The organism is Paenibacillus etheri (genome assembly GCF_001012825.1).
GTDB classification, from domain to species: Bacteria; Bacillota; Bacilli; order Paenibacillales; family Paenibacillaceae; genus Paenibacillus_AQ; species Paenibacillus_AQ etheri.
The window spans coordinates 563641-581116 of sequence record NZ_LCZJ02000037.1 but is presented as its reverse complement, the minus strand read 5'-3'; the positions used below and the strand labels follow the sequence as shown (position 1 = coordinate 581116).

The 17476-nt window shown below is 44.5% G+C and carries 16 protein-coding genes; 15 read left to right on the top strand and 1 reads right to left on the bottom strand.

The annotated features are described in order from the left end of the window. Positions 1 to 2 precede the first annotated feature (2 nt). The 12 genes from UQ64_RS26105 (at position 3) to UQ64_RS26050 (ending at position 14548) form a co-directional block, all read left to right on the top strand. Positions 3 to 920: a DUF2232 domain-containing protein gene (locus UQ64_RS26105; protein ID WP_060626296.1), complete on the top strand. Its 918-nt coding sequence runs from the start codon at positions 3 to 5 to the stop codon at positions 918 to 920. Between the two features lie 11 nt (positions 921 to 931). Next, the gene (locus UQ64_RS26100) at positions 932 to 2938 is read left to right on the top strand and encodes a DHH family phosphoesterase (protein WP_060626294.1); all 2007 of its coding nucleotides are present in this window, start codon (positions 932 to 934) and stop codon (positions 2936 to 2938) included. Then, on the top strand, positions 2935 to 3381 hold the full coding sequence (gene rplI, locus UQ64_RS26095; RefSeq protein ID WP_042193036.1) for a 50S ribosomal protein L9: 447 nt from the start codon (positions 2935 to 2937) through the stop codon (positions 3379 to 3381). The genes UQ64_RS26100 and rplI overlap by 4 nt, the downstream gene beginning before the upstream one ends. Position 3382: 1 nt before the next feature. Beyond that, the gene (dnaB, locus tag UQ64_RS26090; RefSeq protein ID WP_042131710.1) at positions 3383 to 4750 is read left to right on the top strand and encodes a replicative DNA helicase; all 1368 of its coding nucleotides are present in this window, start codon (positions 3383 to 3385) and stop codon (positions 4748 to 4750) included. A gap of 209 nt (positions 4751 to 4959) precedes the next feature. After that, a complete protein-coding gene (locus UQ64_RS26085; RefSeq protein WP_060626292.1) occupies positions 4960 to 6246 on the top strand; it encodes an adenylosuccinate synthase in 1287 nt (428 codons plus the stop codon). A 149-nt stretch (positions 6247 to 6395) separates the two neighbouring features. Continuing rightward, entirely contained in the window at positions 6396 to 7046 is a 651-nt protein-coding gene (locus tag UQ64_RS26080; RefSeq protein ID WP_060626290.1) for a hypothetical protein, read from the top strand. Between the two features lie 314 nt (positions 7047 to 7360). After that, positions 7361 to 8905: a M23 family metallopeptidase gene (locus tag UQ64_RS26075; protein ID WP_060626288.1), complete on the top strand. Its 1545-nt coding sequence runs from the start codon at positions 7361 to 7363 to the stop codon at positions 8903 to 8905. A gap of 190 nt (positions 8906 to 9095) precedes the next feature. Next, complete coding sequence (yycF, locus tag UQ64_RS26070) at positions 9096 to 9827, top strand: response regulator YycF (RefSeq protein ID WP_060626287.1); 732 nt, start codon at positions 9096 to 9098, stop codon at positions 9825 to 9827. Further along, positions 9827 to 11656 (top strand): cell wall metabolism sensor histidine kinase WalK, encoded by a 1830-nt coding sequence (gene walK / locus UQ64_RS26065; RefSeq protein ID WP_060626285.1) that lies wholly within the window; start codon positions 9827 to 9829, stop codon positions 11654 to 11656. The genes yycF and walK overlap by 1 nt, the downstream gene beginning before the upstream one ends. After that, a complete protein-coding gene (locus tag UQ64_RS26060) occupies positions 11653 to 12945 on the top strand; it encodes a YycH family regulatory protein (RefSeq protein ID WP_060626283.1) in 1293 nt (430 codons plus the stop codon). Before walK ends, UQ64_RS26060 begins: the two co-directional genes overlap by 4 nt. Positions 12946 to 12983: 38 nt before the next feature. Beyond that, positions 12984 to 13724: a two-component system regulatory protein YycI gene (gene yycI, locus UQ64_RS26055; protein WP_042193029.1), complete on the top strand. Its 741-nt coding sequence runs from the start codon at positions 12984 to 12986 to the stop codon at positions 13722 to 13724. 14 nt (positions 13725 to 13738) lie between these two features. Then, positions 13739 to 14548 (top strand): MBL fold metallo-hydrolase, encoded by an 810-nt coding sequence (locus UQ64_RS26050; RefSeq protein WP_060626281.1) that lies wholly within the window; start codon positions 13739 to 13741, stop codon positions 14546 to 14548. On the opposite strand, the gene UQ64_RS26045 is transcribed toward UQ64_RS26050, so the two are convergent. Next, a complete protein-coding gene (locus UQ64_RS26045) occupies positions 14514 to 14723 on the bottom strand; it encodes a hypothetical protein (protein ID WP_060626279.1) in 210 nt (69 codons plus the stop codon). The two genes, UQ64_RS26050 and UQ64_RS26045, sit on opposite strands and share 35 nt — an antisense overlap. A gap of 374 nt (positions 14724 to 15097) precedes the next feature. On the opposite strand from UQ64_RS26045, the gene UQ64_RS26040 reads away from it, so the two are divergent. The 3 genes from UQ64_RS26040 (at position 15098) to UQ64_RS26030 (ending at position 17284) form a co-directional block, all read left to right on the top strand. Then, positions 15098 to 16342, top strand: a complete 1245-nt coding sequence (locus UQ64_RS26040; RefSeq protein WP_060626277.1) for a S1C family serine protease — start codon at positions 15098 to 15100, stop codon at positions 16340 to 16342. A gap of 418 nt (positions 16343 to 16760) precedes the next feature. Further along, positions 16761 to 16961, top strand: a complete 201-nt coding sequence (locus UQ64_RS26035; protein WP_019914582.1) for a cold-shock protein — start codon at positions 16761 to 16763, stop codon at positions 16959 to 16961. Between the two features lie 92 nt (positions 16962 to 17053). Continuing rightward, a complete protein-coding gene (locus UQ64_RS26030) occupies positions 17054 to 17284 on the top strand; it encodes a cold-shock protein (RefSeq protein ID WP_042131698.1) in 231 nt (76 codons plus the stop codon). The last annotated feature ends 192 nt before the right edge of the window (positions 17285 to 17476 follow it).

Here is a 17476-nt window from a genome sequence, read left to right as displayed (position 1 = left end):
TGTTGAAATTTCGCTGGTCATCTGTGGCTTGGAGCGTAGCATACTTACTTTTGCTGCTTAGCTTAATGACTCCACTGCTCATCATCACTACCCTATTTATGATTGTTCCGGCAGTAGTGTTATTCACTACGCTGAACACCAAACAATTCGTTCTACACGTATTGCCGGTGTTGCTGATTGTTGGTCTGATTACACCTATTTATGTGCTAATCGCGGCGTATTTCTTAATACCTGCTCTGGTTATGGGACGTTGGTATAAAAGACATGCCTCAGCAATATCTACCGTGATTGCAGGTACGGTTACAATTCTTGGAGAGTTCCTGTTACTCTTATTACTCGGTACGGCGTTATTTAATTTCGATCTGTCTAGCTATGTGAACGATGTACTGCAGATGGTAAACTCGCCTCTGTCTGATCTTGGTACCGCTAATCCACTGTTTACTGATCTTGGATTTACGACTGAGGATGTAAACAAGCTAAGTCATATGACGGTTCAAATGATCCCAATGACTCTAATCGTAAGCTCTTTCGTGATAGCTGTTATTACGCATTCTATTGTTCGTCCGATTCTGAACAGTATGAATTACGCAGTGCCTAAGATGAAGCCTGCTCGTGAGTGGAGACTTTCGAGATCATTTATTTGGTATTACTTGATTGGTGTGGTTCTTCAGCTCTTCTTCTCAGGATCAGAGAATAATTACATCCTTATGATTTCTGCCAATCTGCTACCGTTGCTACGAATTGGCTTTATGATTCAGGCGATTGGATTTTTCTTCTTCCTGGCGCATGAACGCAAATGGAACAAGATGGTTGCCATTCTGCTAGCAATACCGGTCATTTTGCTGCCGCCGCTACGCATTATCGGGATTATTGACCTTGCTTTCCCACTGCGGGAGTATGTGACGAAATCGAAACGATAGGGTGAGAGTTCATGCCTAAATTTCTGCAAAGACGCTGGCACGGATATCATACCGTATGGGCGTTCATGCTACTGTTGGCCCTTATTATAATTGTTAGTATTTATAACTGGGCTCTTGGGGTCGTTAGCCTGTTTCTGGCAGGTACATTATGCTTCTATATGCTGAAGACGGAGATTTCGTTCCGCCGTAATCTGGTGGAATATATTAATGGATTAACTTTTCGTATTAAGCGAGTGGAGGGAGAAGCAGTTAGTATGCTGCCCCTCGGAATCATTCTGTTTAGCGAAGATCGAACAGTAGAATGGAATAACCGCTACGCTGGTGATGTTTTTGCGCGCAAGTCTTTAGTTGGGGAACCGCTACAGGAATTGCTGCCGGATATGCAGTCTTTTTTTACGACAAATGTATCGGGAAAACGGGATGTTCACAAAGAAGGCGTATTGCACGACACTCGCCTTGAGCTCACTGTGGATGAACGATATTATCAAGCCGTTATTATTCCAAGTGAACGTATTCTTTACATGTATGACATCACTGAGCTTGTGGTTCTACGTGAACGTTATGAGGATGAGAAGCTGGCGATCGGCATAGTGATGATGGATAATCTAGATGAATCTGCTCAAGGAATGGATGATCAACAGCGTACTTCTCTGATCGCTAAGGTAGCGAGTGAGATCACCGAATGGAGTAAACAGTTTGATGTTTACCTGCGTCGCCTGTCGTCTGAGCGTTATCTAATGCTACTTAATCATCGTAGTCTGCAAGCACTGGAAGAAAGTCGATTCGTTATTCTCGATGAGATTAGGGAAATGACGGCCGATCTTAAAGTGCCAATGACACTAAGTATTGGTATGGCATTTGGAGCGGACTCTGCAAGTGAGCTAGGCGCTCTAGCACAATCCAGTTTGGATATGGCGCTCGGCCGAGGCGGAGATCAGGCAGCTGTAAAAGCAGGCCAGAGGTTGTCTTTCTACGGTGGAAAGAGTAATGCCGCGGAGAAGCGTACACGAGTGCGGGCACGAGTCATTGCGCATGCGCTGCGTGATTTGATGCAGGAGAGTGACCGTGTGCTGATCCTCGGCCACCGGACACCAGATATCGATGCTGTTGGTGCTGCGATTGGCCTTTTGAGAGCCGCACAGATGTATAATGTAGAGGCTAGCATTGTGATGGAGACTCCTAATCCTTCCATAACGAACATGATGGAGCAGATTCGGAAAGATGATGAATTGTTTAAGTCATTCATCACAACGGAGCAGTCTTTACAAGTGATGACGGAGCATACACTGCTTATTGTTGTGGACACCCATAAGGCGTCTATGACAATGGAACCGCGGCTTGTGCAATATGCGAGTAGAATTGTGGTGGTGGATCATCACCGTAGAGGTGAAGAGTTCATCAACGATGCTGTACTTGTTTATTTAGAGCCTTATGCTTCATCAACCTGTGAGCTGGTGACAGAGTTGCTTCAATATATCCATGAGAAGGTAAAGATTAGTCCATTGGATGCTACAATGCTTTTAGCAGGAATTACTGTAGATACGAAGCACTTTGCACTGCATACAGGCTCACGTACATTTGAAGCTGCAGGGTTTCTGCGCCGAAATGGTGCGGATACCGTTCTTATTCAGCGTATGTTGAAGGAGGATTTACAGGAGTATATTTCAAAAGCCGAAATTATCAAACATGCGCGTATGATTTATGATCAAATCGCATTGGTCGTTACGGCACCAGGTATGAAGATTCCACAGCTACTTATCGCTCAGACTGCGGATACATTACTTGGGATGACGAATGTAGTCGCTTCATTTGTCATTAGCGAGCGACCAGACGGCCTGATAAGTATTAGTGCCCGATCACTTGGGCGTATGAATGTTCAGGTCGTGATGGAAAAAATGGGTGGCGGTGGGCATCTATCGAACGCCGCGGTACAGCTAGAAGGAACATGTAAAGAAGCAGAAGCCAGACTGCTGCAGGTGCTGGCTGAAATCGAATCGAAAGAGGGTTTATTCGAATGAAGGTCATTTTCATAAAAGATGTTAAGGGTCAAGGTAAAAAAGGTCAGGTTAAAGAGGTATCCGAAGGTTATGCTTCGAACTTCCTATTACCACGAGGATTAGTTCGTCCGGCAACGGAAGGCAATGTGAAGACGCTTGAGAATCAAGCAGCTGCTGAACAACGCCGTAAAGATAACGAAAAAGAAGAAGCTCAGCAACTGGGCAAGAAGATAGATGAGCTTACCCTTACTATGAAAGCAAAAGCAGGTGAAGGCGGCCGTCTATTCGGCGCAATCACGAGCAAACAAATTGCTGAGACGCTAGCTTCCACTCAAAGCATTTCCATCGATAAGCGCAAGATTGAGCTAGGAGAACCGATTCGCCATTTGGGAGTGTTTCAAGTAAGTATAAAACTACACACTGAAGTAAAGGCTACCCTTAAGGTTCAGGTAACGGAGGAGTAACATGGGTGGAGATCTCTTTTTCGATCGGGTTCCCCCGCAGAATCTTGAGGCGGAGCAAGCGGTAATTGGTGCTGTTCTGTTGCAGGATGAAGCGCTCATTACTGCAATGGAGCGGGTGAATACCGAAGACTTCTACGATAAAGCGCATCAAATGATTTTTGAGGCGATGGTGCAGCTCGGAGAAGAGAGCCAGCCGATTGATCTTGTTACGCTTACCTCTAGACTGCAGGACAAGGGAGAGCTTGAAGATATTGGTGGTGTCAGCTACTTAGCTAAGCTTGCACATGCTGTGCCTACTGCAGCTAACGTAGAATACTACGCGCAGATTATTGAAGAAAAGGCTATGCTGCGGCGTTTGATTCGTACAGCGACGCAGATCGTGAGCGAGGGTTATACGGGTGGCGAAGATGTAGCCGATATGCTCAGTGATGCAGAACGGCGAATTCTTGAAATCTCTAACCGGCGCAGCGGTAGTGGATTTATCGCAATCCGCGATGTTTTGATGGAAGTATTCGATAAGGTTGAACTACTTCATCAGAATAAGGATAAGGGCGGCATGTCAGGTATTCCAACGGGATTTGTCGATTTAGACCATATGACTAATGGATTCCAGCGCAATGATTTGATCATTGTTGCAGCCCGTCCTTCTGTAGGTAAGACAGCATTCGCGCTAAATATTGCTCAGAATGTGGCAGTGCGTGCAAAAGAGACTGTTGCCATATTTAGTCTGGAAATGTCTGCGCCGCAGCTAGTACAGCGGATGATTTGTGCCGAAGCTAATCTGGATGCGAATACTATGCGTACCGGTGACTTCAAGAGTGATGATGATTGGTCGAAGCTGACTATGGGCATTCAGTCCCTATCGGAGGCGGAGATTTATATCGATGATACAGCAGGGATTACGGTAACGGATATTCGTGCGAAATGCCGCAGGCTCAAGAAGGAAAAGGGCCTGGGGATGATCGTCATTGACTACTTGCAGCTCATTCAGGGCCGCGGTAAAGGCGGGGAGAACCGTCAGCAGGAAGTATCGGATATATCCCGTACACTGAAGCAGATTGCCCGTGAATTGGACGTGCCGGTTATCGCCTTGTCGCAGCTTAGCCGGGGTGTGGAACAACGTCAGGACAAACGACCGATGATGAGTGACTTGCGTGAATCCGGTTCTATCGAGCAGGATGCCGACATTGTTGCGTTCCTGTATCGTGATGACTATTATAATCAGGACACCGAAAAGAAGAATATTATTGAAATTATTATAGCCAAACAGCGTAATGGTCCCGTAGGGACAGTAGAGCTTGTCTTTCTCAAAAACTTTAACAAGTTCGTTAACTACGAGCGAGCACATGCAGAACCATTTGCTGGTTAACCTGTCCTGTATGATATCCGAACGATTGCACATTTCCTCGTGTAATCGTTCGTTTTATTTGACTTTGAAAAAAACGGCTGTTACACTGAGTATTGTCCTTTAGTGGGTAAATCCGCTTGGAGTCCGGAGGGCTACGTACATAAGAATGACGTACAGGGCCCATATTATGAAAATTAATGGTGCTGGCTAGCACCTACGGAGGAATGAACATGTCAACGGTAGTCGTCGTGGGAACACAATGGGGAGACGAAGGTAAAGGGAAAATCACTGACTTTCTAGCGGAAAGTGCAGATGTGGTCGCCCGTTATCAAGGGGGCAATAATGCCGGTCACACGATTCTGATTGACGGTGAGAAGTTTAAGCTCAGCTTGATCCCTTCTGGTGTATTTTATAAAGAAAAGACTTGTGTAATTGGTAACGGGATGGTTATTAACCCGGCTGCCTTGATCCAAGAAATTAATTATATTCATGAGAATGGTTTTGACACTAAGAACTTAGTGATCAGCGACAGGGCTCATGTTATTATGCCTTATCACATGGTACTAGATGCTCTGGAAGAAGACCGTAAGGGTCCGAACAAGATTGGTACAACACGCAAAGGTATCGGTCCATGTTACATGGATAAGGCTGCACGTAACGGTATCCGCATTGCTGACCTGATGGACGCTGAGGAATTCGAATTAAGACTTCGTCACTTGATGGAAGAGAAGAACCAAGTGATTACTCAAGTATATGGCGCGGAAGCTCTTGACGTTGAAGAGATTCTGACTCAGTACCTGGAATATGCGGAAGTGCTACGTAATTATGTAACTGACACGTCGGTCATTCTTAATGAAGCCATTGATGCAGACCGCAAAGTATTGTTTGAAGGTGCACAAGGGGTAATGCTTGATATCGATCAAGGTACTTATCCATTTGTAACTTCTTCTAATCCATCTGCAGGTGGCGTATGCATAGGTTCTGGTGTTGGACCTTCCAAGATTAAACAGGTTATCGGGGTTGCTAAAGCCTACACTACTCGTGTTGGAGATGGCCCGTTCCCTACAGAACTGAATGATGCAACTGGTGATTACATCCGTGAAACAGGTCATGAATATGGCACAGTTACAGGACGTGCTCGCCGTGTAGGTTGGTTCGACAGTGTTGTTGTAAGTCACGCTCGTCGTGTAAGTGGAATCACAGGCTTATCTCTTAACTCGCTGGATGTACTGAGCGGACTTGAGACTGTGAAGATCTGCACAGGCTACAAATACCGTGGTGAAGTAATCACGCATTACCCAGCTAGCCTTAAGATGCTAGCAGAGTGTGAAGCGGTATATGAGGAGCTTCCAGGTTGGAGCGAAGATATCACTTCTGCAAAGACATTGGACGATCTCCCAGCAAATACACGCAGATATGTTGAGCGTGTATCTGAGCTTACAGGGATTCCGATCGCCATCTTCTCAGTAGGCCGTAACCGTGAGCAGACGAATCAAGTAACGCCAATTTATATCTAAACAACATAGTTATTTATAGGAGGCCTCGCGAGAGGTCTCTTTTTTATGTTTACTTTTATGCCTATGTTTCCCGAAGCCGGTTCTAGTCAATACTGGGGGGTATAGAAAAACATGGAAATACTTGAACATAGGTGAGAGGAGAGACGAAGATGAAGATTGTAAAGCGTGTACTAGGAGTATGTCTAATTGTAGTACTCGCAAGTACACTTTCAATTCTAACAACGGGCGTAGTTGTAAATGCTTATATTCAGTCGGTGCTGGCGAGCTTCGATATTAAAGTGGATAGTCCAGGCCCAGGTTTAGGTGGGATGGTCAAGAGTATTATTGGCATGGATAGCCAATCAGACTCCAATAAAGCGAATAAAGAAGCGACGACAACAGGCAGTACGGTAAACAAGGATAAAGATAACAGTAAGGATACACCTGCAAAAGATAAAGGAGAGCCGGTGGAGGAGAAAGCACCCGAGGATGCTTTACCGGTTATGGGCCAAGCCTCAAACGAGTCTTCTACTAACGAAAGCCAGAGTGGAAATTCAGAGGACCGGAAATTGGTAATGACACCTGAGGCAATAGGTGACTTAAAAGATAATCTTCCTTCGGCGGAGAAGGTAAATATATTCAATATCTTGATGTCTAAACTACCGCAGAACGAGATGCAGAAAATCTCCACGGCGATGGAGGATGGCCTAACGGAGGATGAGGTTAAGGAGCTGCAACAAGTCATTGCCAAATATGTTGATCCCGATGAATACGAGAGTATAATGAAAATGCTTACACCAACTACAGCAACTGTACAGTAACAATAGAAATTGTCAATTTATAGACACAAGAAAAAGGATAAAATTGCATATTTGCGCAAAAAACCCGCGTATTTCGTGGGTTTTTTTATATGTACAAAGTTGAAATTTTCCGCTCAGCTGTGGTACATTAGACAAGGATATCAAAGGGTTAAATTTTTGTAACCAATTGTAACCTTTTGGAGGGTCCATTAGAAGCAGGAATTTAGAACTAGGATAAATAGAAATATTCATGGTCGTAATCTATATACTCGAGATCGTATAACTAGCTTGGCCGCTCGTCTCTGATGACAGGGCGGACTGAAAGGGAGAGTTTGATGAAGGGATTTAAGTTCATGCGCCGGATGGGGAAACTGCAGGATAGTGACACAGCAGAATTCGGAGCAGATGTTCAGCAGAGCCACAATTTCGATCACGACTCCATGCACTTTCATCAAGAAAAAGGTACTCGTAGATTTCGGCGCTCTTGGATTATGGGAGCTGTTGGACTAGTCCTTCTAACCACTGTGTTGATTGGTGCAGAGAAAAAGTATGTAGCAGCTAATACTGAAACCTACTATCAAGTGTTGGTGAAGGGTAAGGAGATCGGGAAGCTTAACGATCAAGCTCAGCTTAATCAGCTGTACGATAAGAAGCAACAGGAATATCAGGACAAGTATCCTGATAGAACGATGGTGCTTCAGACAGAAGGCATTACAATTAAACAGGAGAAAACGTACAAGCCGGAAGTTGATAGTGAAGTAACGCTTAATAAATTGGATGGTATGCTCAAGGCCTACGCCGTGGGTGTACAATTAATGGTAGATGGCAAGGCCGTTGGCATTGTTAAGGATCAAGAGACCGCAAATGCGGTACTTGAAGGGGTAAAGAATCATTATGTTCCGCAAACTGAAGTAGCAACTGCTAGTAAGCTCACAAGAACAGCGGCCTCAAGTTCAAGTGCTGCGAAAGCAAAACCGGCCAAACAAGTGGAGTCAGTCAAGATCAGTGAACAGGTCTCTATTGTTCCTGTGAAGACTGATCCTAATAAAGTGTTGGGTGTGGAGGAAGCGGTCAAGACACTTACCGAGGGTAAGGAAGCGCCACTTCTCTATACCGTTCAAGAGGGCGATACGATCTCGGGGATTGCTAAACGGTTTGAAATTACACAAAAAGAGATTTATAGTAACAACCCCGATGTGAAAGAGCTAACGTTGAAGATTGGAGATACCTTGAAGCTGAAGGTACCACAGCCAGATGTTACTGTTGTTACTCTGGAGCAGGTGTCAGAGCAAGTGGTTACTGAGCCTGAAGTGATTATACGTAAAAGCGACCAGTTACCGGCAGGCAAAAGTAAGGTCGTTCGTCCAGGACAAACGGGTCTTAAAGAAATGCAGTATCGTTTAACGAAGAAAAATGGAATGGTCGTACAAGAAGAGTGGTTGGGTCAGACCGTTATAAAATCTTCACTTCCTGAAGTGGTTTACCGGGGGACGAAGGTAGTTGGTGAAGGAACAGGCATGTTCAGTTGGCCAGTAAGCGGAGCCACCCTTACTAGTAGTTTCGGTGAGCGCTGGAGCCGTGCCCACAAGGGGATAGATATGGTATCTGGCAACCGGACCATTAAAGCCTCTGATGCCGGAACTGTAATTTTTGCAGGTGTGAAGAGTGGATATGGAAATGTGGTTATCGTGGATCACCGTAACGGATACGATACTTATTACGGTCACTTAAATAGTATCTCAGTCTCTACGGGACAGCGCTTAGAACAAGGCGCCAAGATTGGCGTAATGGGCAACACTGGACGTTCAACGGGAACACATCTGCATTTTGAGATTCGGAAGAATGGCACTGCAGTAAATCCAATGAAGTATTTGCAATAATTCATACGTTAACCTCAACTGCTCGATTAAACTCGAGCGGTTTTTATTTTTTTTGATATAGGAATGACGATATAGCTGTTTGTTTTTGCTGGGGAAACCGATTCCTTATTTCGTAGGATGTGACGGTAAGACAGGTATGTTAAAATAAAGGAATGATCTTTAAGTAGGGATAGGAAGGTGAAGCTGAGACATGCAGATGGGAACGATTCTGGTAGTAGACGATGAACAGCCTATTGCTGATATATTGAAGTTTAATCTAGAAAAAGAAGGCTACGAGGTTATTTGTGCTTTTGATGGTAACAGTGCAGTGGAACTGGCATTGTCCAGAAAGCCTGATCTTATGCTGCTTGATCTTATGCTGCCTGGTAAGGACGGGATGGATGTTTGTCGTGAGGTTCGTTCTGCGCACTTGGACATTCCTATTATTATGCTTACTGCCAAAGACGGAGAGATTGATAAGGTGCTTGGACTAGAGCTTGGTGCGGATGACTATGTGACTAAACCTTTTAGTACACGTGAGCTGCTCGCCAGAGTTAAAGCCCAAATGCGGAGACAGCACAAACCGTCACCAACGGGAGTGACGAATGAGCCTGCAGAGAACAAGCAGGGCATTTATCATTTTGATCTGTTTATTGATACAGATATGTATTTGGTATATAAAGGCGGGGAACCGCTTGATTTGACGCATCGTGAATATGAATTGCTCTACTATATGATCAAACATGCGGGTAAGGTGATGACCCGGGAGCATTTACTGCAGGCTGTGTGGGGATTCGAGTATTTCGGTGATGTGCGGACCGTAGATGTGACGATCCGTCGTCTAAGAGAGAAAATTGAGGAGAATCCCAGCAAGCCGGAATATATTTATACTCGGCGCGGACTCGGCTATTTAATGCATAGCCCTAAAAGCGGAGGACTGTGATGAAGTGGTGGTCCTTTTTCCGGACAATTCAGGCCAAGCTTATTATTATTTATGTGCTGCTGATTCTGATAGCTATGCAGTTGATCGGAGTCTATTTTGTCAGCTCGATGAAGAACTCGTTAACGGATAATTTCACGAAGGATCTTAAAGCACGTGCTGAGATGCTGTCCATCCTGACTGCTGATAAATTTGGCAGTGAGGCTGGAACGGCAGACGAGGAAACGGCTGTAGAAAGTCTGCGTGGCATGGTCAATAATCTTTACATTAATGGGGCCGAGATTCAAGTGCTTGATGCCAGCGGCAAAATCATCACCACTTCCGTGCCCTCGCAGAATGACTATGTGGGACAGCGCAACACTCAGACCGTAGTGAATCGTGCCTTGCAGGGGATCAGCGATAATGAAGAATATATTATTGCTGATGATAATGTGCGTAAAAAAGTTGTTGCCAAGCCGGTGCTCTCCGGTGACAAAGTAGTTGGGGCAATCTATATTGCTGCTGACATGAAAGATTTATATGCGACCATGGGCAGGATCAACAGTGTATTCATCTCTGGTTTGCTGTTAGCCTTGGGACTGACAGTTGTCCTATGTGTTATTCTTGCACACACCATTACGCAGCCGATTAAAGAAATGACTAGGCATGCAACAGCTGTTGCTGAGGGTCGGTTCAATCGAAAAATGCCCGTACTCGGCAACGATGAGATTGGACAACTCAGTCAGGCATTCAATTATATGACCGGCAGATTGCGTGAGGCGCTCTCGCAGAATGAAGAAGAGAAGGAGAAGCTCACCTCCATTCTGACGAATATGAGTGATGGTGTGGTAGCCACGGATGAGAATGGTGTAGTCATTCTTATGAACCTTCGGGCAGCACTTATGCTGGGAACAGAAGGTCCCTTGCCGGAAGGTGCTCCACTGGATAAATTGCTAGGTCTTGACTATGAGCAGAGTGGTTCTTTGGCTAAAGGAAATGCTCAATCCGCAATGCTTCATCTGACACATATGGGTGGAGGAGATTCTAATATCGTGAGAGTGACGTTTACTCCGATTCATCGCCGTGAAGGTGGGATTGCTGGTACCATTGCTGTGCTGCAGGATGTCACGGAGCAAGAGAACCTGGAGGAATCACGCCGAGAGTTCGTCGCGAACGTTTCGCATGAGCTAAGAACACCACTTACAACGATTAAGAGCTATGTGGAGGCACTCGATGATGGGGCACTTGAGGATCCGCAGTTAGCGGTTCGATTCGTTGGGGTTATTCGTAACGAAACCGAGCGTATGATTCGTCTGGTTACGGATCTACTACATCTTTCACGCCTGGATTCCAAAGAGGCACTTCTCAGAATTCAGCAGACGGATATTACTGAGATGCTGGAGGATGTAGCAGACCGTTTTTCTTTTCAGATTCGGCAGAAGCGTATCGATATTAGTACAAGGGTCCGTAGGGATGTCAGCACAGCATGGCTGGATCGGGATCAAATCGATCAAGTGCTAGGGAATTTAGTTTCGAATGCGCTAAAATATACGCCAGAAGGCGGTACGATTGAATTGGAAGCCTTGAAGAATGAGGATGGAATGCTCTCCATTTCTGTACGTGACTCCGGGATTGGTATTCCAAAGAAAGATATCGAGCGGATCTTCGAGCGCTTTTATCGGGTGGATAAGGCGCGTTCACGGAATATGGGAGGCACCGGACTTGGTCTTTCCATTGCCCGGGAAATTGTGAAAGCACATGGAGGTTCGATTTCCCTGCAATCCGAGCTAAATGAAGGCTCTAAGGTAACCTTTACACTACCTCTGAATGAGCAAAGGGGGAGTGAGGCATGAAGGAGAGATTGAAGTCATGGATTCTAGCCTTGCTCGTGCTGGGAAGCCTTGTTGAGAGTTATTATTTGATTTATCGCTTGCCTGGTGCAGACTCTGCGGTACTCTCCGAGAATCTATATGTGAAGACAGACAATATGGGAACGAAAGAAAAGGTTGAGAACCTGTTGTACCCTGACAAAATGATCATCCATATGGGTGATAACAAGCATACGCTTTTTTATCCAGACTCAACGTTCTATAGCTTGATTATGAATCGGTTAAAAGGGCGTGGATTTGAAAGCTTCCAGCGGCACTCGGTACAGGATTATGACTGGGATAAGATTCGCAATGAGAATCCGGGGATTGAGCTTTCGTTCGGATCCGGCATTCCGGTAACGTTACTGCAGCGGGTTATGCAGCTGTCACCTGATTCCCTATTTGAAGGAGAAAGCATCGATCGTATTTGGATCTATAACATTAAGAATGACTCCAAAGCGCATGCCATTTTCTTCAGTACGAGAGGCGACATTATATATGAAGCGGCAAAAGCGGATTTAACCGTGCAAGATGTGCAGCAGCATGTGGATTTCGGCAAGAACTGGACGCCTTACAAGTCAGTAGACGGTGATTATTATGTGCCTGACAGCAAGATTTCTCTGGTTCAGGTTGAGATGCCTTCAGGCATGTATACCATAGAACAAATGCAGAACAATCTTTTCTTCGATGTTGGAAGCACTAGATATATTCGCGAGAAAAATGGCTCGGAGATTTATACGGATAGCAAACGGAGTCTTCAGGTCGATAAGGAACGGAATTGGATGAGCTATAGCGATCCTGCCGCACTTCCAGCCGGAGATAGTACACCTGCCAAGGATGCGCTTGAAGCTGTAGAATTTGTGAACGAATATGGTGGATGGAACGGAACCTATCGTCTTGAAGCTACCGAGGAAGGGAGACAGGAGAGAAAGGTCTCTTTTCAACAATATTATGGCTCCTATCCGTATGGCTCCTATCCGATCATGAGTAATTCGCAGCTGCAGTATGGTGTAATTAATCTGGAATTGCAGCAAGGTACCGTATCCTCTTATGAACGCTCGTTAATCTATATTGATGAGAGTAAAGCAGAGAAGAAAATCGTAGAGCTATCTGGAGGCGTGGAGCTAGAGAATCAATTGTCTGTGGTCAGCAAAACTTCGGCAGTGAAGGATTTGACGCCTGCGTATGTACCTGTAGTGAAAGAAGAGAAGCTGCAACTGCTTCCAGTCTGGAAGGTTACGCTTATTGACGGCAGCGTTCTTACATTAAATTAATGTACAAGTCGTTCATATAACATTTAGGAGGTAAGGGTATGGATTGGGGAAGAGCCAAAAATGTACTAATTTGCGCCTTTTTAGGTCTAAATCTGCTGCTATGTTATCAGCTGTGGATTGATTTGCGCGATCAGGTTAGTGCCAATCTCGATTTCACTTCCCTGTCCGAAGAAACCCAGGCGGTCATGGAGCAGAAAGGGATTCGTGTGTTGTGTCCCATTCCGGCTTCTACCCCGCAGCTTCCTAATATAACTTATCGATATTCTGCTGAAGAGCAGAATGAACCACCCATTAAATTAGATGTTCCTATAGACAGTAAGCTGATCTACTCTTCATTCACCGACCTTAGCAAGGCGCTGGAGAGTCAAATTCCGGACATTGCAAATTATCGCTTCGATTCTCAAGAAAGTGAAGTTGGAAAGTTCGTTCTTCACCCGCTAGTTCAGAATCAGTGGTCGCTATTCCGAGTTAGATTAGAGTTGATTAATAGTGATCAGAAGATTGTAGCTTTCCGCTCGCCGAAGATTGAAATAGGGGCAAGCAGTAGCGATAAGGAACAGAAGGTACTGCCGGCATCGCAAGCGCTTAGCAGTTTGATTGAAAAATATTTTCCGGCAGACTCCGTAGTGAAGGAGATTGAGTTGGGGTATTACGGTGAGCTGTTCAACTCCGAAAGTCAGGTAGCGTCGCCGATGTGGCGGTTCATGCTGGAGAACGGCAATGCCTATTATGTAGATGCTATAAGTGCGGATATCATCAGTCCGAAGACAACAGATTAGAAGGAGTAAGGAAAATGGGGATTTCATTTACAGTACTGTCCAGTGGTTCTACCGGAAATGTAACGGTGGTACGGAACGGGGAGACAACACTTTTGATTGACGCGGGTTTAAGTGCCAAGCGGATCGATGAGCTGTTGGCCATGCGCGAGCTAACGGGTAATGATATAGACGGGATCCTAGTCACACACGAACATTCCGATCATATCAAGGGACTCGGGGCAATGGCCCGTAAATACGATCTTCCGATTTATGCGAACACTAATACCTGGGGAGCTATTGAGAAAGGCATTGGAAAAATACCGGACTACAACCGAATCATTATGGAGTCGGGACAGCATAGGGATTTTGGCAGTCTGCGAGTAGAATCGTTTGCGATTTCTCATGATGCGGCGGAACCGGTGGGTTACAACTTTTATGATGGAAAAGAAAAGCTGTGTGTAGCTACAGACCTGGGGTATGTTAGCGACAAGGTAAGAGATGCGATTTCAGATGCGGACGTATTGGTACTGGAAGCGAATCATGATATTGAAATGCTGAGGATGGGACGTTACCCGTGGAATACGAAACGACGCATACTTGGTGATATGGGTCACCTTTCTAATGAAGCTGCCGGAGCAGCACTTAGTGAAATACTCACAGGACGGACCAAGCGTACCTATTTAGCGCATTTAAGCCGGGATCATAATATGATGGATCTGGCTAAAATGTCGGTACGTTGCGCAATGGAGGATCGGGGCTGTTTCTTCAAAGATAGTGAGTTTAAGCTTTGCGATACGTATTATGATCAACCTACGCCATGGGATAAGTTGAGCCAGTTGTCATAAGCTGATCAAGCTCGGCAGTTTTTCGTTCTAATTCTTGGCGAGAGATCAGGCCTTTATCGATCATTAATTCGATCATAGCACTGAAGGCAAGGGTCATATGGTAGTGTTCATCCTTCAAATCACCAAGCTTACCGATAAATTCGACCAGATCCATACTTGTGGAAAAAGAACTCATAATTTTACCTCCTTATGTAGTGAAAATAGAACTAGAGTTGTAAAAAATTCGCAGGCTTTTTACCTCAGGAAAATCACGAATTGAGGGTTGCCTGTGATACAATTATAGACGTGATAAGCAAACCCTAAATTTATGGAACGTTTCTATTATTGTAGTCTTTTAAGTTACAAAATATTCCTAGTAGAGAAGATATATTGAAAGATTCTAATATTCTTTCGATTAACTGAAACTATTGTGGGGTTAATGGATAAAGTGAAACTTTTTAGTGACTGTTGGAGTCTAAAGAATGCAGAGGTTTATGCTTGGAACGTGATTGCTAGAGGTTCAGGTTTTAGATACTGTGAACGGTTGGCAATAGAAGGGGGAGATTTACGGTGGGATTGTTTGATGACGATTTCTATTCAACTAAAGTATCACGGTCCAGAGGGGATGAAGCATCAAAGGGATCATTTGCTAACCGCAAGCATTCTGTGCGAAGATCGCGTAAGGGCTTATCCACTTGGCAAATATCCGCCGTCTGCTCCTTAATTAGTGCTGTGGTGGCAGTGTTTTTGTTCAGTGTGCTTACTGGACAAATGAGTCACGAAGCTGCCCCAAAGTCAGTAGTAACAACTGGGGAGGTTGCCCCAAGCAGTGATCCGTTTGACCGTATCATTCAAGCTGCTGCTACGGTGCGTCCTGCAGTAGTAAGTATAATCAATCATAAGGAAGATAATAAAGAATTGAACATTCTGGATGAGTCAGCACTAGGCTCTGGAGTGATTTATAAAAAAGTAGATAATAAAGCATTTATCATTACTAATAACCATGTCATCGAAGACTCCGGCAATCTTGAGGTTGTAACTGTGGATGGTGAGACACGTAAAGCTACACTTGTTGGAACGGATAAAGTGAGTGACATCGCAGTTCTTTCTATTGACGCCAAGGGCATCAATACGATTGCACAGCTCGGGGATTCCTCCAAGCTTCGCCTAGGTGAAACGGTCATTGCCATCGGTAACCCGTTAGGACTTGGAGACACATTGACTTCGGGGATTGTCAGCTATACTGAACGTAAGGTTCCCGTATCCTTGAATCAGGACGGGGTATATGATTGGGAGCAAGAGGTTATTCAGACCGATGCGGCGATTAATGAAGGCAATAGCGGCGGTGCGCTTGTTGATCTGGAGGGTAAAGTCATCGGTATTAACACGATGAAAATCTCCGATGCAGGTGTAGAGGGTCTGGGATTTGCTATTCCAGCTAATTATGTGATTGATACTGCTAATGAGCTGGTTGAAAAAGGCCGTATTGCTCGTTCCTACTTAGGTGTATATTCCGTAGATTTAAACAACCCTTACATTCCTCTCGCAGAGGACCAACGCAAGGAACTGAACCTACCGAACAATGTTAAGGATGGGGTAGTCGTTCTGGATGCTGTTGGGCCTGCAATGGAAGCCGGATTGCAGTTCAATGATGTAATTACGAAATTTAATGATGAACCTATTACATCCACGCTTTCCCTTCGCAAATATTTATATAATCAGACGAAGATTGGTGAGGACCTGAAGATTACTTATTACCGAAATGGTAAAGTAAATCAGACGACGGTTAAACTTCTTGAAAAACCAGAGGAATAATATGCTGGAAGTCGGCATATAATGATATAGCAGTAATGACAAGTAGACGGACTACCCCTTCAGATGTGAAGGTAGACCTTCCTGAAATAGCGATACTTTGTATCGCTATCGGGGATCTGTTTCTTCTAAAGTTTTGATAAATATGGCAATTATAAGCTGATTTAATGAATTTTGGGCGGACTGGCAACCCTTACATTGGAAGGTAATACTTATTAGGGTAGAACCGGATATATACGGATGCTTGCTTGCCTTTGCTAATCAGGTGTGGTAATATGATATCAATCATACATTTAGTCCCTAATTTTCGCATTGAAAAGGGCTGTTATATTTGGTAATACAACCTTTTTCAATGTGTGAATTTTTTCTTTGTTTGAAGATAAAAAGAACATATTAATTTAAATTTGTGGAGGTAACACACATGCAAACAGGTACAGTTAAATGGTTCAACGCAGAAAAAGGATTCGGATTTATCGAAGTTGAAGGCGGAAGCGACGTATTCGTTCACTTCAGCGCAATCACTGGCGACGGCTTCAAAACTTTGGACGAAGGCCAACGCGTTGAATTCAACGTTGTTCAAGGCAACCGTGGACCACAAGCCGAAAACGTTGTAAAACTGTAATAATAGAAGAAACCGTCCCAGCTTGTGAAAGTTGGGACGGTCTTTTTATATCTAGTTAGTCACTATTGACTTACAGGATGGGAGGAACGGCAATGAACTACCGGAAGAAACCTTTGGAAGAAATACCGGAAGAAAATACCGCGATTTGGGCGTGTACCAATGATGGATGCAACGGATGGATGAGGGATAATTTCGCATTTGAACATGCGCCTTCTTGCCGTCTATGTGACTCTCCAATGGTTCGCAGCACGAAGATGCTACCACAATTGCTTAATTCGAATGGCGATCTCAAATCGCTGAAGAAGGGTATTTCCATTACCTAACCAATGCCTTTATGAGTCAAGATTGTTATAGAGCAGTGAACAACCTCAAGACGGTCAAACCGTCTTATTTTTTTTGCTTTTTTTAAGGTAAATTGTGATTTTTGTCACAAATCATTTGAATTTTACCGTTAAAAGCACCCATTTGTGTGACATTTATCACAAAAAGGCGTTTAAATATTTGACACAATATAA